The organism is Streptomyces sp. NPDC004561, from assembly GCF_053602155.1.
In genome coordinates this window covers 12,399-31,866 of record NZ_JBSGDB010000045.1, presented here as the reverse complement: position 1 = coordinate 31,866, position 19,468 = coordinate 12,399, and the positions used below count along the sequence as shown (strand labels likewise).

Genomic DNA, 19,468 nt, shown 5'->3' with positions numbered 1-19,468 from the left:
GAGGCCGCGCCCACCCGGCTCGGCGGCTTAGGGATGTGCGGGCGCCGGGACGTGCTGCTGCTGCGCGCCGCGCTCGACAGGTGCGGGTTTCTGCTGGGCGGCCTCGGCTGCACCGTGGAGGCCGCCCAGCTGGTCGAGAGCGGCTGGGCGCGGCCCCTGGTCGCCGGCCGGGAACAGGTGCGGCGGTCCGCGCCCCTGGTCCGGACCGTCGGGGACGACGACCTCGCCCGGGACGAGGCCGCCCGCGCCGCCCGGCTGCCCACGCTCGCCTGGCAGGCGGCCCGGGAAGGCCTGCGGAACGGGCCGGTGCTGGTCCAGGTACCCCGGCGCGGATACGCGCCGCGCATGGCGTGCGCCCAGTGCCGGGCCCCGGCGCGCTGCCGGCACTGCTCCGGGCCGCTCCAGGGGCAGGACGCGGGCGTGCTGCGGTGCGGCTGGTGCGGGCGTGAGGAGAACGCCTGGCACTGCCCCGAGTGCGGCGGCTTTCGGCTCCGCGCCCAGGTCGTGGGCGCCCGCCGGACCGCCGAGGAGCTGGGGCGGGCCTTCCCCGCCGTGCCGGTGCGCACCTCGGGACGCGAACACGTGCTGGACACCGTGCCGGGCACACCCGCGCTGGTCGTGAGCACCCCGGGCGCCGAGCCGGTCGCCGAGGGCGGCTACGCGGCGGCCCTGCTGCTCGACGGCTGGGCCATGCTCGTACGGCCCGACCTGCGGGCCGGTGAGGACGCGCTGCGCCGGTGGATCGCTGCGGGGGCGCTGGTACGGCCCCAGCAGGAGGGCGGCACGGTGGTCGTGGTGGCCGAGCCGACCCTGCGGCCCGTGCAGGCGCTGGTGCGCTGGGACCCCGTGGGGCACGCGGTGCGGGAGCTGGCCGAGCGGGCCGAACTGGGCTTCCCCCCGGTGTCCCGGATGGCCGCCGTCTCCGGGACGCCGGAGGCCGTCGCCGAGTTCCTCACGGCGGTCGAACTGCCGTCCGACGCAGAGGTGTTGGGGCCGGTGCCGCTGCCGGCCGCGCCGCCGGGCGGACCGCGCAGGCCCGGGGCGCCGCCTCCCGGGGAGGAGTGGGAGCGGGCGCTGGTTCGTGTGCCGCCGGGCAGTGGCGCGGCGCTGGCGGCCGCGCTGAAGGCCGCCCAGGCGGCTCGTATGGCCCGGGGGAGCGGTGAGGCGGTACGGGTGCGGATCGATCCGCCGGACATCGGCTGACGGCGGGGGCACGGACCGGGGGGTCAGGGACTCGGCTGCCCTCCCGGTGTCCTCCCGGGAGGGCGGGGTGGGGGCGGGTCAGCCGTTGCGCGGACTGGGGAAGGCGGTCGGCCGGACGTCCTCGCGCAGCGTCGGGCTGCCCGCGGTCGGCTGCGTGGGCAGGGAGCGGGCCGCGGGGACCGCCGGCACCGCGGGCAGGCCGGTGTTCACGTTCAGCGTGCGGGAACCGGTCGGCTCCGGGGTCAGCTCGGCCTCGGCGGCCGTGGCCTGGGCCGCGGCGCGCCGGGCGCCGTAACGGCGGTGCACCGCCTGCTTGGTCACCCCGAGCGCCGACCCGACCGCGTCCCACGAGAAGCCGAGCGAGCGGTCGAAGTCCACGGCGGCCGTGACCAGCGTCTCGACGCTGTCCCGGAGTTCCTGGGCGAGGCGCACCGTCGGGGCGGGGGCGCGTCCGTAGACGACGAAGCCCGTGGACGGGCCGGAGCGGCGCGGACGGTAGACGTTGCCCAACTGGGCGGTGAGCGTGCGGAGTGCGTCCACCTGCCGGCGGACCCGCTCGATGTCCCGCACCAGCAAGTGCAGGCTGGCCCGGGCCTGGGCGTCGTGGGTTGCGTGGTCGGCCATGAACAAGCCTCTCGAACCGGCGTTGAAAGGAATCGGGCGGCGAAAGCGGCCCTATGTGGTCAACTCTTCCTTGACCAACGCGTGTGCGCTCCCCTGGTCACGGGGTGGGGGCGTACGGGCATATGCGTACGCCTCCCTCCCACCCGTGCGCCGCTCGGCGTCAGTTGACAGGAAGGCCGGTCGACCGGTGGGTGGGGATTCGCCCTCGGCGGCCCGCGCGGTGTGGTCATAGACTGGTGCGCTGCCCGCCCGACCCCCGCCCGAGAGGCCCGATCCCGCCCATGAAGCTCGTCTTCGCCGGTACCCCCGAGGTCGCCGTTCCCGCCCTGGACGCCCTGATCGCCTCCGGGCGCCACGAGGTGGCCGCCGTCGTCACGCGGCCCGACGCCCCCGCCGGCCGTGGACGCAGGCTGGTCGCGTCGCCCGTGGCCGAGCGGGCGGAGGAGGCCGGCATCGAGGTGCTGAAGCCGGTCAGGCCGCGGGACCCCGAGTTCCTGGACCGGCTGAAGGAGATCGCCCCGGACTGCTGCCCCGTCGTCGCCTACGGCGCCCTGCTGCCCCGCGTCGCCCTCGACGTCCCCGCCCACGGCTGGGTCAACCTGCACTTCTCGCTGCTGCCGGCCTGGCGCGGAGCGGCGCCGGTGCAGCACGCGATCATGGCGGGCGACGAGATCACCGGGGCCTCCACCTTCCTCATCGAGGAGGGCCTGGACTCCGGACCGCTGTACGGGACGGTCACCGAGGAGGTCCGGCCCACCGACACCAGCGGCGACCTGCTCACCCGGCTCGCCTTCGCCGGGGCCGGACTGCTCGCCGCCACCATGGACGGCATCGAGGACGGCACGCTGAAGGCCGTGCCGCAGCCGGCCGAGGGCATCACCCTCGCGCCGAAGATCACCGTCGAGGACGCCCAGCTGGACTGGGCGACGCCCGCGCTGCGCGTGGACCGCGTCGTGCGCGGCTGCACCCCGGCGCCCGGCGCCTGGACCACCTTCCGCGGCGAGCGGCTCAAGCTCATCCACGTCACGCCCGTGCCCGAGCGGACGGACCTGGCCCCGGGCCGGATCGCGGCGACCAAGAACAGCGTGCACGTGGGCACCGGTTCCTACGCCGTCGAGCTGCTCTGGGTGCAGGCGCAGGGCAAGAAGCCGATGCGCGCGGCCGACTGGGCGCGGGGCGTACGCATCGCGGAGGGGGAGACGCTCGGCGGCTGAGCCCCGGGCGGCGGGGGCGGCGGTGCGCCGACGTAGGCTGGGGACCGCACCCCTTCTTCACATCCGGAGCACCTTTTTCGTGAGCGAGCAGTCGCGGCGGCCCCGTAAGCCCGCCAAGCCCTACCGGCGCCCCCAGAAGGACCCCGTCCGCATCCTTGCCTTCGACGCGCTGCGGGCGGTCGACGAGCGGGACGCGTACGCCAACCTCGTGCTGCCCCCGCTGCTCAGGAAGGCGCGCGAGAAGGGCGACTTCGACGCGCGGGACGCCGCCCTCGCCACCGAGCTGGTGTACGGCACACTGCGCCGCCAGGGAACGTACGACGCCGTCATCGCCGCCTGCGTCGACCGGCCGCTGCGCGAGGTCGACCCGCCGGTGCTCGACGTGCTGAGCCTGGGCGCGCACCAGTTGCTCGGGACGCGGATCCCGACGCACGCCGCCGTGTCCGCGACGGTGGAACTCGCCCGTGTCGTGCTCGGGGACGGGCGGGCCAAGTTCGTCAACGCGGTGCTGCGCAAGGTGGCGCAGGACGACCTCGACGGATGGCTCGGGAAGGTCGCGCCGCCCTACGACGAGGACCCCGAGGACCACCTCGCCGTCGTGCACTCGCACCCCCGCTGGGTCGTCTCCGCGCTCTGGGACTCCCTCGGCGGCGGGCGCGCCGGCGTCGAGGAACTGCTCGCGGCCGACAACGACCGCCCCGAGGTGACGCTGGTCGCGCGGCCGGGGCGGGCCACCGCCGAGGAGCTGCTGCGCGAGGACGCCGCCGTGCCGGGGCGCTGGTCGCCGTACGCCGTGCGGCTGGCCGAGGGCGGCGAGCCGGGCGCGGTCGAGGCGGTGCGCGAGGGGCGCGCCGGGGTGCAGGACGAGGGCAGCCAGCTGGTGGCTCTCGCGCTGGCCAACGCGCCCGTCGAGGGGCCGGACAGCAGGTGGCTCGACGGGTGTGCCGGGCCCGGCGGCAAGGCCGCGCTGCTGGCCGCGCTCGCCGCCGAGCGGGGGGCCGTGCTGCTCGCCGCGGAGAAGCAGCCGCACCGGGCCGGTCTCGTCGCCCGGGCGCTGGCCGGGAACCCGGGGCCGTACCAGGTCATCGCCGCGGACGGGACCCGGCCGCCGTGGCTGCCCGGCAGCTTCGACCGCGTGCTGGTGGACGTGCCGTGCACCGGGCTCGGCGCCCTGCGGCGGCGCCCGGAGGCCCGCTGGCGGCGGCGCCCCGAGGACCTGGAGAACTTCGCGCCGCTCCAGCGCGCCCTGCTGCGCACCGCGCTCGACTCGGTGCGCGTGGGCGGGATCGTCGGCTACGCCACCTGCTCGCCGCACCTCGCGGAGACCCGCGCGGTCGTGTCCGACGTGCTCAAGCAGCACCCGGACACCGAGCTGGTCGACGCCCGCCCGCTGCTGCCCGGCGTCCCCGCCCTCGGCGAGGGACCGGACGTGCAGCTGTGGCCGCATCTGCACGGCACCGACGCGATGTTCCTGGCGCTGATCCGGCGCACCGGCTGACGGGTCCGGGCGGCGGGTACCGCGCAATGCGCGGCCGGGCCGCCCCGGGAGCACGAGGCCCGGCACGAGGCGGCCACCCGCCCGGCGCTGTCCACAGGTGCCCGCATACCGTCGTACCTGTACGATGAACGGTCTCGCCTGTGGACCGGCGCGAACATCAGTGCCCCGGGCATGGCAGGCTTGGGTCATGGCCGTGCAGATCAATCCCAGCATCCTGTCCGCCGACTTCGCGCGCCTCGCGGAGGAGGCCAAGGCGGTCCAGGGCGCCGACTGGCTCCATGTCGACGTCATGGACAACCACTTCGTCCCGAACCTCACGCTCGGCGTGCCGGTCGTGGAGTCCCTGGCCCGCGCGACGGACACCCCGCTGGACTGCCATCTGATGATCGAGGACCCCGACCGCTGGGCGCCCCAGTACGTGGAGGCGGGCGCCTCGTCCGTCACCTTCCACGTGGAGGCGGCCGCCGCTCCGGTGCGACTCGCCCGTGAGATCCGCGCCAAGGGTGCCCGCGCCGCCATGGCCCTCAAGCCCGCCACGCCGATCGAGCCGTACGAGGACCTGCTGCCGGAACTCGACATGCTGCTGATCATGACGGTCGAGCCGGGCTTCGGCGGCCAGGCGTTCCTCGACATCATGCTGCCGAAGATCCGTCGCACCCGTGAGCTGATCGGCAAGCACGGTCTCCAGCTGTGGCTGCAGGTCGACGGGGGTGTCGCGGCCTCGACGATCGAGCGGTGCGCGGAAGCGGGAGCCGATGTGTTCGTCGCCGGCTCGGCGGTCTACGGGGCCGAGGACCCGGCGGATGCGGTACGTGCACTGCGCGCACAGGCGGAATCGGCCACCGCCGGGGCGTCGTGGGCATGCGACCACTGAGCCACAGGTACGTGAACGCTTGAGTGAACGCCGCCCATCAGGGCGGATCCGTTGCGCCGAATCTGCAAGGATGAACGGCGAATCCAGAGTGTGAACAGCAGTGAGGAGATCGCCGTGTCGGGTATGTCGGCGGGCCGGTCAGCCATGCGGATGGGACCCGCTGAGCTGGTGCAGGCGGCGGCCATGGCCCGCCGCTTCTACCTCGAGGGCAAATCCAAGATCCAGATCGCCGAGGAGTTCGGCGTCAGCCGCTTCAAGGTGGCCCGGGTCCTGGAGACGGCCCTCGAACGGGATCTCGTACGCATCGAGATCCGCGTGCCGGCCGAGCTGGACGCCGAGCGCTCCGACGCGCTCCGCGCCCGCTACGGCCTGAGGCACGCCGTCGTGGTCGAGTCCCCGGCCGAGGCCGAGGAGACCCCCGACCCGGAGAACCTCGGCGAGGTCGCCGCCGACCTGCTCGGCGAGCTCGTCAACGAGGGAGACGTGCTGGGGCTGGCCTGGGGCCGGTCCACCATCCACATGGCGGCCGCGCTCGACCGGCTGCCGCCGTGCACGGTGGTGCAGCTGACGGGTGTGTACGACGCCGGGACCTCGGAGCGCGGCTCGGTCGAGGCCGTGCGCCGCGCCGCCCAGGTGTCGGGCGGCGATGCCCACCCGATCTACGCGCCGATGCTCCTGCCGGACGCGGCCACCGCGGCGGCCCTGCGCAACCAGACCGGGATCGCCCGGGCCTACGAGTACTTCGACAAGGTCACGGTCGCCTGCGTCTCCATCGGTTCCTGGGAGCCGGGCATCTCCACGGTGCACGACATGCTCAGCGACGAGGAGCGCGCGCACTACGCCTCGCTCGGCGTGGCCGCCGAGATGGCCGCGCACCTCTTCGACGCCGAGGGCCGCCGGATCGGCCGGGACCTGGGGGAGCGGTGCATCACGGTCAAGGCCGACCAGCTGCGCCGTGTCCCGGAGGTCGTGGCGATCGCCGGCGGTCAGCGCAAGGCGTCCGCGATCGACGCGGTGCTGCGCTCCGGCCTGGTCACCAGCCTGGTCACGGACACCTCCGCCGCGGACTACCTGATGACGGCCGGGCCGACGCCGAAGCCCGCGCTCAGCCGTGCGGACCCGGACGGACTCTGAGGGCCCTGACAGCGGGTCGTGCGGTCCTCACGGCGGGACGGCCGTGGCAGCATCGTCGCATGCTGCTGCGGTTCGTCCCCCGTGCGCTCGCGGGACTGCTGGTCTGTCTCTCCGTCCTGCTGACGGGCTGCGCCTCGCACCCGGGCGGCACCGCCGTTTCGACGAGCGCTTCCGGGCCGGCGTGGGCCAGGGGGACGGGCACCGTCAGCGCGTCCCGGCTCCCGCCCGAGGCCCGGCAGACCCTGGCCCTCATCGACAAGGGCGGACCCTTCCCGTACGCGCGGGACGGGGTCGTCTTCGGGAACTTCGAGGGGCGTCTGCCGAAGCACCGGCGCGGCTACTACCACGAGTACACCGTGCGCACCCCGGGCTCGCGCGACCGCGGGGCGCGGCGCCTGGTGACCGGACAGGGCGCGGAGATCTACTACACCGATGACCACTACAACTCGTTCCGGGCGGTACTGAGATGAGCGAAGACCTGGCGGGCCGCTACCTGGTCGGGCTGGACCTCGACGGCGTCACGGCCAAGGCGGGCCTGATGGACCGCGTGGCCCGGGCGCTCGCGCTGCCCGACTGGTTCGGGCGCAACTGGGACGCGCTGGTCGACTCCCTGTCCGACCACACCGTCTGGCCCGAGGCGGCCGTCGAGCAGGGTCTGCTGATCGTCGTACGGGGCTGGCGGCCCTACGCCGAGGCGGATCCGGAGGAGTGGCGGACCGCGCAGGACGTGTTCGCCGAGGCGGTGGACCGTACGCCCGCGCTCGCCGTGGTCCTCGCCCTTGGAGGATCCTCCTAAGAGATCCCCGACCAGGCTGGATGTTCTGTGAGGGCATGCCGGGGCCGGCGTCATGGGACAATGAAGTACGTGCTCTTTCCCCCTGGCACACCTGTCCGGGGGCCGCCTCTGATCGACTGGGATGTGCAGCACGTGCGTTTCCTCAATGACATCCAGCCCGCGTACGACCTGACGTACGACGACGTGTTCATGGTGCCGAGCCGCTCCGCGGTGGGCTCGCGTCAGGGCGTGGACCTCAGCTCGCCGGACGGCACGGGCACCACCATCCCGCTCGTCGTCGCCAACATGACCGCCATCGCCGGGCGGCGCATGGCCGAGACCATGGCCCGTCGCGGCGGCCTGGTGGTCATCCCGCAGGACATCCCGATCGACGTCGTCACCGACGTCATCTCCTGGGTGAAGAGCCGCCACCTGGTGCTGGACACCCCGATCGTGCTGGCCCCGCACCAGACCGTCGCCGACGCCCTCGCGCTGCTGCCCAAGCGGGCACACAACGCCGGTGTGGTCGTGGACGAGAACAACCGCCCCGTCGGCGTCGTCACCGACGCGGACCTGTCCGGTGTCGACCGCTTCACCCAGCTCGAAGTGGTCATGTCCAAGGACCTGCTCCTGCTGGACGCCGACATCGACCCGCGCGAGGCCTTCAACACCCTCGACACGCACAACCGCCGCTACGCCCCGGCCGTCGACAAGGACGGCAGGCTGGCCGGCATCCTCACCCGCAAGGGCGCCCTGCGCGCCACGCTCTACACCCCGGCCGTGGACGCGAACGGCAAGCTGCGCATCGCCGCCGCCGTCGGCATCAACGGCGATGTGGCGGGCAAGGCCAAGCAGCTGCTCGACGCGGGCGTGGACACGCTCGTCATCGACACCGCGCACGGCCACCAGGAGTCGATGATCAGCGCCATCAAGCTGGTGCGCGGCCTCGACCCGCACGTGCCGATCGCCGCGGGCAACATCGTCTCCGCCGAGGGCGTCAAGGACCTCGTCGACGCCGGCGCGGACATCATCAAGGTCGGTGTCGGCCCCGGCGCCATGTGCACCACCCGCATGATGACCGGCGTGGGCCGGCCGCAGTTCTCCGCGGTGCTGGAGTGCGCCGCCGAGGCGCGGAAGTACGGCAAGCACGTGTGGGCCGACGGCGGTGTCCGTCACCCGCGCGACGTGGCCATGGCCCTCGCGGCCGGTGCGTCCAACGTGATGATCGGCTCCTGGTTCGCGGGCACCTACGAGTCGCCCGGCGACCTCCAGCAGGACGCCAACGGCCGTCTGTACAAGGAGTCGTTCGGCATGGCCTCGGCGCGCGCGGTGCGCAACCGCACGTCCGAGGAGTCCGCCTACGACCGTGCCCGCAAGGCGCTGTTCGAGGAGGGCATCTCCACCTCCCGCATGTTCCTCGACCCGGCCCGTCCGGGCGTCGAGGACCTGGTCGACTCGGTGATCGCGGGCGTCCGCTCGTCCTGCACCTACGCCGGCGCCGGCTCCCTGGAGGAGTTCGCCGAGAAGGCCATCGTCGGCATCCAGAGCGCGGCCGGCTACGCCGAGGGCAAGCCCCTGCACGCCAGCTGGAGCTGACCCGACTCCGCCTCCCACGACCCCCGTTGCTCCCGCCCGCCGGGAGTGCGGGGGTCGTCGGCGCCTTCCGCTCCGCCGTCACCCGGGCCGTGTTCGGTGTCCGGACGGTGGTCGGGCCCGTGTTCTACTTCCTGTACGGCTCTCGCCGTTCCCGTCTCGCGACCGGTGACGACCTCGCGGTGGCGGCAGAGAAGTGACCGACCCGAAGAAGTGAACCACCCCCTGTGCTGAACGATCTCGACGAACGCATCGTGCACGCCCTCGCCGAGGACGCCCGCCGCTCCTATGCGGACATCGGGCAGATGGTCGGCCTGTCCGCGCCCGCGGTGAAGCGGCGCGTGGACCGGCTGCGGGCCACCGGAGCCATCACCGGATTCACCGTCCGGGTGGATCCGGCGGCGCTCGGCTGGGAGACCGAGGGGTTCGTCGAGATCTACTGCCGGCGCAACACCTCGCCGGACACCATCCAGCGGGGCCTGGAGCGCTACCAGGAGGTCGTGGCCGCCTCCACCGTCACCGGGGAGGCGGACGCGATCGTGCAGGTCTTCGCCTCCGACATGCGTCACTTCGAGCGGGTGCTGGAGCGGATCGCCGGGGAGCCGTTCGTGGAGCGGACCAAGTCGGTGCTGGTGCTCTCGCCGCTGCTGCGCCGGTTCTCCTCCGGGGCGCCGGGGTAGAGGCGCTTTCCGGGCCCGGCTCAGCCCGCCCGGTGGCCGATCGACGCCAGCATGCGGCGCATCACCGCCGCGTGGGCGCCGCTGCGGATCACCAGCAGCCGGTACAGCCTTCCGGCCGGTCCGGGAAACACGGCCCGGGTCTCCGCGCCGACGCGCGTGCGGCCCGGACCGTCCGGCTCCAGCCGGAACGCCAGGGTGTAGGCGGAGAAGCGGTGGCGTCCGGTGAGGACCAGTTCCCGCTCCGGATCCGCCGCCGTCACCCGGAAACCGCGGACCGTGGAGCCCACGGCCGGCGGACGCGGACCGGCGACGGTGTGGTCGGCGACCTTGACCAGGCGGGCGTAGGCGGCCCCGGCGCGCCCGGCGAAGGACCCCTCCAGGACCTCCCCGATCGCCCGCCAGACGACGTCGGCGCCCGCCGGGACGACGGTCGTGTGCGTGTCCACGTACGGCAGCGGCACGGTCCGGACGTATGCCATGTGATCCCCGTTCGAATGCCTGGGACGCTCACTCCGCCGTCTTGCGGGCGAGCGCGTTGTTCCCGATGGAGTTGTGCACACTGAAGCTCACCGCGTCCGAACGGTAGCGGTCGTCGGACCACTCCACCGGCCTGCCCTCGCGGGTCGTCGTCACCCGCCGCACCCGCAGCAGCGGACTCGTGCGGCGGACGCCCAGCAGCTCGGCGTCCTGCGCGCCGGCGGAGACCGCGTCGATCACGTGCTCCCCGTACGCGAAGACCAGCCCCGTGTCGTCGTACAGCCGATGGGTGACCGAGGGGCACTCCGGCTCGATGGCCTCGACCGCGGGCGAGATCCAGTCGGCGTAGACCGTACGTTCCAGGAGCACCGGCTCGCCGTCCAGGCCGCGGACCCGCAGCACATGCAACACCGGGGTGCCGAGGGGCAGTTGGAGGCGTACCCCGTCCTCGTGGGTGGCCGGGCGGTACTCCTGCGACACCACGTGGCCCGTGGCCTCGCGGCCCATGGCGCGGGCCCACTGGGCGAAGCTGCGCAGTTCCTCGAAGCTCTGGCTGCGCCGGCTGGCGAGCACGACACGCCGGGCGCCCTGCCGTGAGCCGATCAGGCCCTCGGCGGTGAGCGCCGCGACCGCCTGCCGGACCGTGCCGCGCGAGACGCCGTAGTGCGCGGCCAGCTCCGACTCCGAGGGCAGGCGGCTGCCGACCGTGTACTGCTCGCGGTCGATGGCGCGCCGCAGCTCGTCGGCGATCTCCTCGTGTCGCGCCGTCATGCTTCCCCTCTGCTCAGGTCGCTGTGCACAGCGTGACCAGCCTAATCGAGACCTGAGCGTGATCTGCAACGGTCTGGATTGTGCAGCCAACCAGGGCCCAAAGTTTCGGTCCCGTTTACAGACAGGACACCGTGAGCGGGCGTACTGTGACGCAACTTGTTCAGACAAGTTCTCCGCTCTGCCTCAACCCTCGTGTGCACCCCTGGAGAGACCGTGACCGTGTCCCTGCCGAGAAACGCCGTCCTCGGCGGCTCCCTCGCCGTCGTCGCCGCACTCGCGCTGAGCGCCTGCGGCGCCGCCCCCGACAACGCGTCGACCACCACCAAGGACGGCAAGAACGCCGCCACCGCCGCCTCCGCGGCCGACTTCGGCGGCATGGACGCCCTGGTCAAGGCGGCCAAGAAGGAGGGCACGCTGCACATCATCGCGGTGCCCCGCGACTGGGCGAACTACGGCGCCCTCATCGACGGCTTCCAGAAGAAGTACGGCATCAAGATCCAGGACGAGAGCCCCGACGGCTCCAGCCAGGACGAGATCAACGCCGTCACCTCCCGCAAGGGCCAGGACCGCGCCCCCGACGTCCTCGACCTCGGCAGCTCCTTCGCCCTCAGCGCCGCCCAGCAGGGCCTGCTCGCGCCCTACAAGGTGACCTCCTTCGCCGACATCCCCGCCGGCCAGAAGGACCCGCAGGCCCGCTGGTTCAACGACTACGGCGGCTACATCTCCATCGGCTGCGACGACAAGCGCGTCAAGGAGTGCCCGGCCTCCTTCAAGGACCTCCTCAAGCCCCAGTACAAGGGCCAGGTCGCGCTGAACGGCAACCCCACCAAGTCCGGCTCGGCCTTCGGCGGCGTCTACGCGGCCGCCCTCGCGAACGGCGGCTCCTTCGGCAACATCCAGCCCGGCCTGGACTTCTTCGCCAAGCTGAAGAAGAGCGGCAACTACACGCCCGTCGAGTCCACCCCGGCCACCGTCGAGAAGGGCGAGACGCCCATCTCGATCGACTGGGACTACCTGAACGCCGGTTACGCCGACGAGTTCAGGTCCAAGGGCGTCGACTGGAAGGTCGCCATCCCGAGCGACGGCCAGTACGCCCAGTACTACTCCCAGGCCATCAACAAGGACGCCCCGCACCCGGCGGCCGCCCGCCTGTGGCAGGAGTACCTGTACAGCGCCGAGGGCCAGAACCTGTGGCTCAAGGGCTACGCCCGCCCGGCGCTGATGACCTCCATGGAGACGGCCGGCACCCTCGACAAGACGGCCGCCGCCAAGCTCCCCAAGGTCACCGGCACGCCCTCCTTCCCGACCGAGGACCAGCAGAGCAAGGCCAAGACGGTCATCGCCGAGGGCTGGGGTAAGGCCGTCTCCGGATGACCACCGCCCTCCCGCGCGCGGACGTGGCGCCCGTCGCTTCGGCGAAGCGGCGGCGCCGCGCCCCCGGCTGGCTCGCCGTGGTGCCGCTGCTGGTGTTCACCGCCATCGCCTTCGGCCTGCCCGCCCTCGCCATCCTGAACGGCGCCTTCACGGTCAAGGACGCCACCTCCGGCGCCACGTCCTACACCGGCGCCAACATGACGACCTCGCTGCAGGGCCCGTACCTCACCGCCCTGCTCGGCAGCGTCAAGCTGTCCGCGATCTCCGCCGTGCTCGGCGCCCTGCTCGGGCTGCCGCTCGCGCAGGCCGTGGTCAGCTCCCGCTCCCGGGCACTGCGCGAGGCCGTGCTGACCGCCTCCGGCGTGCTCGCCAACTTCGGCGGTGTGCCGCTCGCCTTCGCCTTCGTCGCCACCCTCGGCAACGCGGGCGTCCTGACGGTGCACCTGGGCCTGAAGGACCACGGCTGGGACCTCTACAGCTTCTCCGGCCTGGTCCTCGTCTACCTGTACTTCCTGATCCCGCTCATGGTCCTCACCATCACCCCCGCGCTCGACGGCCTGCGCACCCAGTGGCGGGAGGCCGCGCTGAACAACGGGGCCACCGGAGTGCAGTACTGGCGGCACGTGGCCCTGCCCGTGCTGGCGCCCTCGCTGCTCGGCGGCCTGGTCCTGCTGTTCGGCAGCGCCTTCGCCGCCTACGCCACCGCGGCGGCCATGGTCGGCAGCGCGGTCCCGCTGGTCACACTGCAGATCGCCGACGCCCTGTCCGGCAACGTACTGGTCGGCCAGGAGAACGTCGCGCTCGCCCTCAGCCTCGACATGGTCCTGGTGGCCGGCCTGGTGATGGCCGTGTACCTGCCCCTGCAACGCCGGAGCGCCCGATGGCTCGACGCCTGACCCCCTGGCGGTGGGCCGTCCTCGGCCTCGCCGCCCTGTACTTCCTGGTGCCGCTCGCCGCCTCCGTCGTGTTCACCGTCGACGTGCCCGGCCACGGCGTCACCTTCGACGCCTACACCAGGATCCTGTCCACCGACGGCTTCCTCTCCAGCCTGCTTCTCTCGCTGGAGCTGGCCGTGGCCACCATCGCGGTCGTCCTGCTGCTGATGGTGCCCGCGGTGGTCGCGCTCCGGCTCGGCGCACCCCGGCTGCGGCCGGTGGTCGAGGTGGTCTGCTCGCTGCCGCTGGTCGTACCGCCGATCGCGTTCGTCGCCGGCATCGTGACCGTGCTGAAGTGGGGCCCGGACCACCTGTCCCGCACACCGCTGTTCCAGACGTTCGTCGCGATCCAGAACCCGGACTTCCCGGTCGTGCTCGTCCTCGCGTACGTCGTGATGGCGCTGCCGTTCGTGTACCGGGCGCTGGACGCGGGCCTGCGGGCCATCGACGTCCGCACCCTCGTCGAGGCCGCCCGCAGTTGCGGCGCCTCCTGGCCCCAGGCGCTGGTGCGCGCCGTACTGCCCAATCTGCGCGGGGCGCTGCTGAACGCGTCCTTCCTCACGCTGGCGCTGGTCCTCGGCGAGTTCACCGTCGCCCAGCTGCTCGGCTACCAGCCCTTCGCCGTGTGGATCTACAACATCGGCGGCGACCAGGCCCAGATGTCCGTCGCCGTGTCCGTGCTCAGCCTGCTCGTCACCTGGGCCCTGCTCCTCGCGCTCGCCGGTGCCGGCGGCGGACGCGCCCGAACCGCTCCTTCCCGGGGATGACACCATGACCGCCACCACGCTTGAGAAGGCCACCACCGAGAAGGCCGCGACCGTCGAATTCCGGGGTCTGCGGCGCGAGTTCGGGGCCACCGTCGCCCTCGACGGACTCGACCTGACCGTCCGGCCAGGGGAGTTCCTGGCCCTGCTCGGCCCGTCCGGCTGCGGCAAGACCACCGCGCTGCGCATGCTCGCCGGGTTCGAACACCCCGACTCCGGCGCCGTGCTGGTGGACGGCGAGGACGTCACCCGTGTCCCGGCCCACCGCAGGGACGCCGGAATGGTCTTCCAGTCGTACAGCCTCTTCCCGCACCTGAGCGCCGTCGACAACGTCGCCTTCGGACTGCGCATGCGAGGCGTGCGTACGGCCGAACGGCGCGCCCGCGCCGCCGAGTTGCTGGAGCTGGTCGGCCTCGGCGACAAGGGGCCCCGGTACCCGCACCAGCTCTCCGGCGGGCAGCAGCAGCGCATCGCGCTCGCCCGCGCCCTCGCCCTGCGCCCGCGCGTCCTGCTGCTCGACGAGCCGCTGTCCGCGCTCGACGCCAAGGTGCGGCTCACCCTGCGCGAGGAGATCCGCCGGCTCCAGCAGGAACTCGGCATCACCACCCTCTTCGTCACCCACGACCAGGAGGAGGCCCTGTCGGTCGCCGACCGGGTCGCCGTGATGCGCGACGGACGGCTCGAACAGTGCGCCGACCCGGCCGAGTTGTACGGCCGCCCCGCGACCGCGTTCGTCGCCGAGTTCGTCGGCACCATGAGCCGGCTCCCCGGCGAGCTGACGGACGGCACGGTCGAGGTCCTCGGTCAGCGGCTGCCCGCCGACGGCGAGGTGCCGGACGGCGCGGTGGACGTGCTGGTGCGGCCCGAGGCCGTCCAGGTGCGCGTCGACGAACAGGGCAGCGCCCGGGTCGTCGCCACCGCCTTCCTCGGCGCGGTCGTCCGCCTCACCGTACGGCTCGCCGACGGCACCGAGGCCAAGGCCGACCTGCCCGCGCACGAGGCCACCGGGCTCGGCGCCGGATCCTCCGTCGCCGTGTCGCTGCCGGAGCGCCCCGTGCTCGTGGCCGAACGTACCCAGAAATGAGGAATGACTCCCACGTGACCCCCCACGAACGACGGGTGCCCCCCTACGCCCCCGCCCGTCCGCACCCCCACACCCCGGCCCGGCCGCCGCAGGCCGTCCTGTTCGACATGGACGGCACGCTCGTGGACACCGAGCGCCTGTGGTGGGAGGCGGTCGAGCAGGTCGCCGGGCGCCCGCTGACCGAGGCGGACCAGCCGGACGTGCTCGGCCGCCCGGTCGAGCACACCGCGGCCTGGCTCGGCGCGGCCACCGGACGGGCGGACGCGGACCTCGCCGCCGACCTGCACCGCGAGTTCGCCGAGCGCGTCCGCACCGGGATCGTGCCCCGCCCCGGCGCCCTCGACCTGCTGGACGCGGTGGCCGCCGCGGGCATCCCCACCGCCCTGGTCACGGCCTCCCCGCGCGCGGTCGCCGACGTCGTCCTCGACGCCCTCGGCGCCCACCGGTTCGCGGCCTCCGTCACCGCCGACGACACCGCCCGCACCAAGCCCGCCCCCGATCCCTACCTCGCCGCCTGCCGCGCCCTCGGCGTCGACCCGGCGGCCTGTGTGGCCGTCGAGGACACCGAGACCGGTGTGGCCTCCGCCGAGGCCGCCGGGTGCGCCGTGCTCGCCGTGCCGTCCCTCGCCCCGATCGGCGCCGCGCCCGGCCGGACCGTGCGGGATACGCTGGCAGGCGTCACCCCGGAGGAGCTGAGCCGCATGGTCGCACCCGAACTGACCGTGATGAGCTGGAACCTGTGGCTGGGCGGCGGGATGGTCGACGACCACCGGGCCAAGCAGCTCAAGGTCCTCCTGGAGAGCGGCGCGGACGTCGTCGGGCTCCAGGAGACCGCCGGCGTCGCGGCCCAGGAGCTGGCCGACGCCCTCGGCTGGCACCACCACAGGGCCGGCGAGAACCTCGGCGTGCTCAGCCGTCACCCGATCACCGCCCGCTTCGGCGACCCCGAGGTCGGCTTCTACGGAGCCGCGGGCGTCCGCGTCGCCGTGGCGCCCGGCCGCGAGGTCGACGTGTGGACCGCCCACCTGCACTACACGCCGTACGGGCCGTACGAGTCCGCCTTCGACGGGCTGCCGGCGGCCGAGCTGATCGCCCACGAGGAGGTGCGGCTCGCGCAGATGCGGGACGCGCTGCGCCGGATCGGCGAGTCCTCGTCCGAGGGGGTCCCGGTCGTGCTCGTCGGCGACTTCAACTGCCCCTCGCACCTGGACCGGCCGGATGTGGAGTGGCCGGTGACGAAGGCGGCCGAGGAGGCGGGCCTCGCCGACTCCTACCGGCAGGCGCACCCCGACCCCGCCGCCGAACCCGGGCACACCTGGTCGCCGATCCACCCGGTGCACGAGGACGGCAGCGGTCGACCGGAGCCGCAGGACCGGATCGACTTCGTCCTGCACCGGGGCCTGACCGTGCTGGACGCGCGGACCGTCGTCACCGGCAGCCCGCGCCCCTGGCCGGACGTGGCGGACAACGACTGGCCCTCCGACCACGCGGCGGTCCTCACCACCTTTGCGCTGCCGCCGAGGTGACCTGGGGTTACCGCAGGTCACCATTGCGGTACGGGGTGACCGTCCCGTAGGTTGTGCCGCACTCGCTACCGACTGGTAACACCGGCAGGTCCTTCATGCGCTGGCCCCTCGGCCGTCCCACCACCGTCCGCTCCCGGATCGTGGCGCTCGCGCTCGCCCCGGCCGTCGCCCTGATGGCCCTGTGGAGCTTCGCCATGGTGTCCGTCACCGCCGAACTCCGGGCGCTGATCCGGCTCCAGGGGGTGTACCAGGACTTCGGCACCCCCGTGGACACGGCGATCGGTCAGATCCAGATCGAGCGCCGGATGTCCGCGGCCTACCTCGGCTCCCGCCTCGACACGGCCACCGCCGCCCAGCTCCTCGGGCAGCAGCGGCGTACCGACCAGGCCGTCGACGCCATGCGGCAGGCGGTCCGGGGCGGCGACCGGAGCCGGCTCACCGTACGGCAGCAGCAGGCGCTGGACGCCGTGGTCGTCGCCGCCGGGAAGCTGGACGGGCTGCGCCAGCGGGTGCTCTCCCGGGAGATCACCTGGGACCGGGCGGTCGACGAGTACAGCGCACTGGTCGAACCCGGCTTCGACGTGCAGTCCACGCTCACCGCCCTGCAGGCAGGGCAGCTCGCCCGCGAGTCACAGGTCGTCATCGAGCTGGTCCGGGTGCGGGAGTTCGTCTCCCGGGAGGACGCGCTGGTCGCCGGGGCGCGGGCGGCCGGCACCCTGACCGGCGCGCAGTACGGCATGCTGACCGCGACCATCGAGGACCGGCGCGTCTTCGAGCGGACGTACGTCCCGGACCTGCCCGCCGACTCCCGGGCCCTGTTCGAGGACTTCCAGCACGGGAGCCTGTACCGCTCGCTGGTGGGCGGCGAGGACGCGCTGCTGCGGTCCGGTGCCGGCGGGGCCGCGCGGGCCGTCGCGGCGGACACCTGGCGCTCCACCACCGACCGGGCCGTGCGGCGGTACATGCAGCTGTGCACGAAGTCCGCCGAGAACTCCGCCGCACGCGGACGGGCGTTCGCCTACCGTGAGCTGACCAAGGCGGCCGTCGTCGGCGCGGTCGGGCTGGCCGCCGTCGCGCTGTCGCTGTGGTTCGCCGTGCGCGGCGCCCGGCGCATCTCCCGCCGTCTGGAGACCCTGCGGGACGCCGCCGACGTCCTGACCACACGCCAACTTCCCGACGTCATGCGGCGGCTGGGCGCGGGCGAGGAGGTCGACGCGGTCGCCGCGGCGCCTCCGCTCGCCGCCGACGAGGTGCGTGACGACGAGATCGGGCAGGTCGGCCGGTCGTTCAACACCGCGCGGCTCGCCGCCGTCGAGGCCGCCGTGAAGCAGGCCGGCCTGCGCCGGGGACTGTTCGCGGTGCTGCTCAACATCGCGCGCCGGAACCAGGCGCTGGTGCACCGGCAGCTGAAGCTCGTGGACACGCTGGAGCGGCGCACCGACGACCCCGACGTCCTGCGCGAGCTGTTCCGCATCGACCACCTGACCACGCGCATGCGGCGGCACGCCGAGAGCCTGATCATCCTCTCCGGCGCGACACCCGGCCGCCGCTGGCGCCGACCCGTTCCGGTCGCGGACGTCGTCGCCTCCGCCGTCGGCGAGATCGAGGACTACGCGCGCGTGGCCGTGCCGCCGATGCCCGAGGTCGGCGTCGCGGCGGACGCGGTCGCCGACGTGGTGCACCTGATCGCCGAACTCCTGGAGAACGCCACGGTGTTCTCGCCGCCGCACACCCAGGTCACCCTGCGCACCGGGCAGGCCGGCAGCGGCTTCGTCCTGGAGATCGACGACCGCGGGCTCGGCCTCGACGCCGAGGTGCGCGCCGAGGCCCAGCGGACCCTCACCGACCCCGACGCCTTCGACCCCACTCGGCACGACCGGCTCGGCCTCTACGTCGTCGGCCGCCTCGCCGCCCGCCACGGCATCGAGATCAGCCTCCGTGACTCGCCCTACGGGGGCACGACCGCCGTGGTGCTTCTGCCGCAGGCACTCCTCGCGGAGGTCCAGCCGGCCGCGGCGACCGGTCCGGCACGGGCGCGAGCCCAGCGGCCGGCCGAGGACAGCGCCGTCGTACGGCAGCTGCCGACAAGGAGCCGGACCGCCCTCGCACCCGGCGCCGACCCCCACGAAGTGCCTGCTGAGCCCCTGCCGTCCAGGAGGCGCGAGACCGCTCCGGCCCGCCAGGAGCAGCCGGCCGGCCGACGGACGCGGGCGGTGCCCGAACCGTCGCCTGCCCCGGAAGCGCGCACCGCCCCCGCCCTGCCCACGCGGGTGCGGCAGGCCTCTCTCGTGCCGGAGCTGCGGGAGGAGCCGGCGCCGCGGGAGAGCGCGGGCGGCCGGGAGGTGGGCGCCGAGGAGATGCGGGCGATCTTCGGCGCGTTCCAGCGCGGACTCGACCGCGGCCGCAAGGGACTGCCCGCGCACGACGACACGACGACCGACGCGGACGAGACGATCACCGACGCCGTGACCACCCACGCCGACGAAGGGACGGACACCGACGATGCACGGTGACGACCAGACCCCGGAACAGCCCGCCGTACCCGCCGGAGCACCCGGCACGGACCTCGGCTGGCTGCTGGACGACCTCGTGGCCCGCACCGACCACGTCCGCCAGGCCGTGCTGCTCACCGCCGACGGCCTTCCCCTCAGCAGCTCCGACGGCATGCGCCGCCGGGACATCGAGCACCTGGCCGCCGTCTGCTCCGGCTTCCACGGCCTGGCCCGGTCGGCGGGGGAGCGGTTCGCGGCCGGAGAGGTGCGGCAGACCATGGTGATGCTCGACGAGGCCTATCTGTTCATCACCCCGGCCGGGCACGGCAGCCGGCTCGCGGTCCTCAGCGAGGCCCGGACCGACGTCGGCCAGCTCGCCCACGAGATGGCCCTGCTCGTCCGCCGCCTAGGCCGTCACCTGGACGCCGCCGCCCGCACCACCCCATGATC

General features: G+C 73.6%; 18 protein-coding genes and 1 pseudogene. 16 read left to right on the top strand and 3 right to left on the bottom strand.

Going from position 1 to position 19,468, the window contains the following annotated elements; genetic code table 11:
• Positions 1-1,203, top strand: a pseudogene (locus ACWEN3_RS09115) (primosome assembly protein PriA); the annotation flags it as partial.
• Between the two features lie 78 nt (positions 1,204-1,281).
• On the opposite strand, the gene ACWEN3_RS09110 reads toward ACWEN3_RS09115, so the two are convergent.
• Positions 1,282-1,827 (bottom strand): hypothetical protein, encoded by a 546-nt coding sequence (locus ACWEN3_RS09110; RefSeq protein WP_452967609.1) that lies wholly within the window; start codon positions 1,825-1,827, stop codon positions 1,282-1,284.
• 281 nt (positions 1,828-2,108) lie between these two features.
• Between ACWEN3_RS09110 and fmt the strand changes: the two genes are divergently transcribed.
• The 8 genes from fmt (at position 2,109) to ACWEN3_RS09070 (ending at position 9,595) form a co-directional block, all read left to right on the top strand.
• The gene (gene fmt, locus ACWEN3_RS09105; protein WP_452967605.1) at positions 2,109-3,041 is read left to right on the top strand and encodes a methionyl-tRNA formyltransferase; all 933 of its coding nucleotides are present in this window, start codon (positions 2,109-2,111) and stop codon (positions 3,039-3,041) included.
• Positions 3,042-3,120: 79 nt separating this feature from the next.
• The gene (locus ACWEN3_RS09100; protein ID WP_452967602.1) at positions 3,121-4,539 is read left to right on the top strand and encodes an RsmB/NOP family class I SAM-dependent RNA methyltransferase; all 1,419 of its coding nucleotides are present in this window, start codon (positions 3,121-3,123) and stop codon (positions 4,537-4,539) included.
• A gap of 187 nt (positions 4,540-4,726) precedes the next feature.
• Entirely contained in the window at positions 4,727-5,413 is a 687-nt protein-coding gene (gene rpe, locus ACWEN3_RS09095) for a ribulose-phosphate 3-epimerase (protein ID WP_452967600.1), read from the top strand.
• 90 nt (positions 5,414-5,503) lie between these two features.
• A complete protein-coding gene (locus tag ACWEN3_RS09090; RefSeq protein WP_452967598.1) occupies positions 5,504-6,547 on the top strand; it encodes a sugar-binding transcriptional regulator in 1,044 nt (347 codons plus the stop codon).
• 59 nt (positions 6,548-6,606) lie between these two features.
• Positions 6,607-7,017, top strand: a complete 411-nt coding sequence (locus ACWEN3_RS09085) for a ribonuclease domain-containing protein (RefSeq protein ID WP_452967595.1) — start codon at positions 6,607-6,609, stop codon at positions 7,015-7,017.
• Entirely contained in the window at positions 7,014-7,343 is a 330-nt protein-coding gene (locus ACWEN3_RS09080) for a barstar family protein (RefSeq protein ID WP_452967592.1), read from the top strand. The genes ACWEN3_RS09085 and ACWEN3_RS09080 overlap by 4 nt, the downstream gene beginning before the upstream one ends.
• Positions 7,344-7,475: 132 nt before the next feature.
• Positions 7,476-8,918: a GuaB1 family IMP dehydrogenase-related protein gene (locus ACWEN3_RS09075; RefSeq protein ID WP_452967589.1), complete on the top strand. Its 1,443-nt coding sequence runs from the start codon at positions 7,476-7,478 to the stop codon at positions 8,916-8,918.
• Positions 8,919-9,142: 224 nt separating this feature from the next.
• Entirely contained in the window at positions 9,143-9,595 is a 453-nt protein-coding gene (locus tag ACWEN3_RS09070; RefSeq protein WP_452967586.1) for an Lrp/AsnC family transcriptional regulator, read from the top strand.
• Between the two features lie 20 nt (positions 9,596-9,615).
• Here the strand turns inward: ACWEN3_RS09070 and ACWEN3_RS09065 are convergent, their stop codons facing one another.
• Positions 9,616-10,074: a hypothetical protein gene (locus ACWEN3_RS09065; protein ID WP_452967583.1), complete on the bottom strand. Its 459-nt coding sequence runs from the start codon at positions 10,072-10,074 to the stop codon at positions 9,616-9,618.
• Positions 10,075-10,102: 28 nt separating this feature from the next.
• Positions 10,103-10,843 (bottom strand): GntR family transcriptional regulator, encoded by a 741-nt coding sequence (locus tag ACWEN3_RS09060; protein ID WP_452967582.1) that lies wholly within the window; start codon positions 10,841-10,843, stop codon positions 10,103-10,105.
• Positions 10,844-11,056: 213 nt separating this feature from the next.
• Here ACWEN3_RS09060 and ACWEN3_RS09055 point away from each other — a divergent pair, with 213 nt between their 5' ends.
• From ACWEN3_RS09055 to ACWEN3_RS09025, 7 genes are all read left to right on the top strand, one after another.
• On the top strand, positions 11,057-12,217 hold the full coding sequence (locus ACWEN3_RS09055) for an ABC transporter substrate-binding protein (protein WP_452967580.1): 1,161 nt from the start codon (positions 11,057-11,059) through the stop codon (positions 12,215-12,217).
• Entirely contained in the window at positions 12,214-13,113 is a 900-nt protein-coding gene (locus tag ACWEN3_RS09050) for an ABC transporter permease (RefSeq protein ID WP_452967577.1), read from the top strand. The genes ACWEN3_RS09055 and ACWEN3_RS09050 overlap by 4 nt, the downstream gene beginning before the upstream one ends.
• Positions 13,098-13,919 carry an ABC transporter permease gene (locus ACWEN3_RS09045; protein WP_452967575.1) on the top strand — a complete coding sequence of 274 codons (822 nt, stop codon included), beginning with the start codon at positions 13,098-13,100 and terminating at the stop codon, positions 13,917-13,919. Before ACWEN3_RS09050 ends, ACWEN3_RS09045 begins: the two co-directional genes overlap by 16 nt.
• 4 nt (positions 13,920-13,923) lie before the next feature.
• Positions 13,924-15,000, top strand: a complete 1,077-nt coding sequence (locus tag ACWEN3_RS09040) for an ABC transporter ATP-binding protein (RefSeq protein ID WP_452967573.1) — start codon at positions 13,924-13,926, stop codon at positions 14,998-15,000.
• A gap of 35 nt (positions 15,001-15,035) precedes the next feature.
• Positions 15,036-16,526 (top strand): HAD-IA family hydrolase, encoded by a 1,491-nt coding sequence (locus ACWEN3_RS09035; RefSeq protein WP_452967612.1) that lies wholly within the window; start codon positions 15,036-15,038, stop codon positions 16,524-16,526.
• A 95-nt stretch (positions 16,527-16,621) separates the two neighbouring features.
• Entirely contained in the window at positions 16,622-19,039 is a 2,418-nt protein-coding gene (locus ACWEN3_RS09030; RefSeq protein WP_452967570.1) for a sensor histidine kinase, read from the top strand.
• Positions 19,029-19,466: a roadblock/LC7 domain-containing protein gene (locus ACWEN3_RS09025; RefSeq protein WP_452967567.1), complete on the top strand. Its 438-nt coding sequence runs from the start codon at positions 19,029-19,031 to the stop codon at positions 19,464-19,466. Before ACWEN3_RS09030 ends, ACWEN3_RS09025 begins: the two co-directional genes overlap by 11 nt.
• Positions 19,467-19,468 lie beyond the last annotated feature (2 nt).

Coding starts and splice junctions, on each gene's coding strand:
- ACWEN3_RS09110 (WP_452967609.1), bottom strand. CDS start 1,827: ATGGCCGACCACGCAACCCACGACGCCCAGGCCCGGGCCAGCCTGCAC.
- fmt (WP_452967605.1), top strand. CDS start 2,109: ATGAAGCTCGTCTTCGCCGGTACCCCCGAGGTCGCCGTTCCCGCCCTG.
- rpe (WP_452967600.1), top strand. CDS start 4,727: ATGGCCGTGCAGATCAATCCCAGCATCCTGTCCGCCGACTTCGCGCGC.
- ACWEN3_RS09085 (WP_452967595.1), top strand. CDS start 6,607: ATGCTGCTGCGGTTCGTCCCCCGTGCGCTCGCGGGACTGCTGGTCTGT.
- ACWEN3_RS09080 (WP_452967592.1), top strand. CDS start 7,014: ATGAGCGAAGACCTGGCGGGCCGCTACCTGGTCGGGCTGGACCTCGAC.
- ACWEN3_RS09065 (WP_452967583.1), bottom strand. CDS start 10,074: ATGGCATACGTCCGGACCGTGCCGCTGCCGTACGTGGACACGCACACG.
- ACWEN3_RS09060 (WP_452967582.1), bottom strand. CDS start 10,843: ATGACGGCGCGACACGAGGAGATCGCCGACGAGCTGCGGCGCGCCATC.
- ACWEN3_RS09050 (WP_452967577.1), top strand. CDS start 12,214: ATGACCACCGCCCTCCCGCGCGCGGACGTGGCGCCCGTCGCTTCGGCG.
- ACWEN3_RS09045 (WP_452967575.1), top strand. CDS start 13,098: ATGGCTCGACGCCTGACCCCCTGGCGGTGGGCCGTCCTCGGCCTCGCC.
- ACWEN3_RS09040 (WP_452967573.1), top strand. CDS start 13,924: ATGACCGCCACCACGCTTGAGAAGGCCACCACCGAGAAGGCCGCGACC.
- ACWEN3_RS09030 (WP_452967570.1), top strand. CDS start 16,622: ATGCGCTGGCCCCTCGGCCGTCCCACCACCGTCCGCTCCCGGATCGTG.
- ACWEN3_RS09025 (WP_452967567.1), top strand. CDS start 19,029: ATGCACGGTGACGACCAGACCCCGGAACAGCCCGCCGTACCCGCCGGA.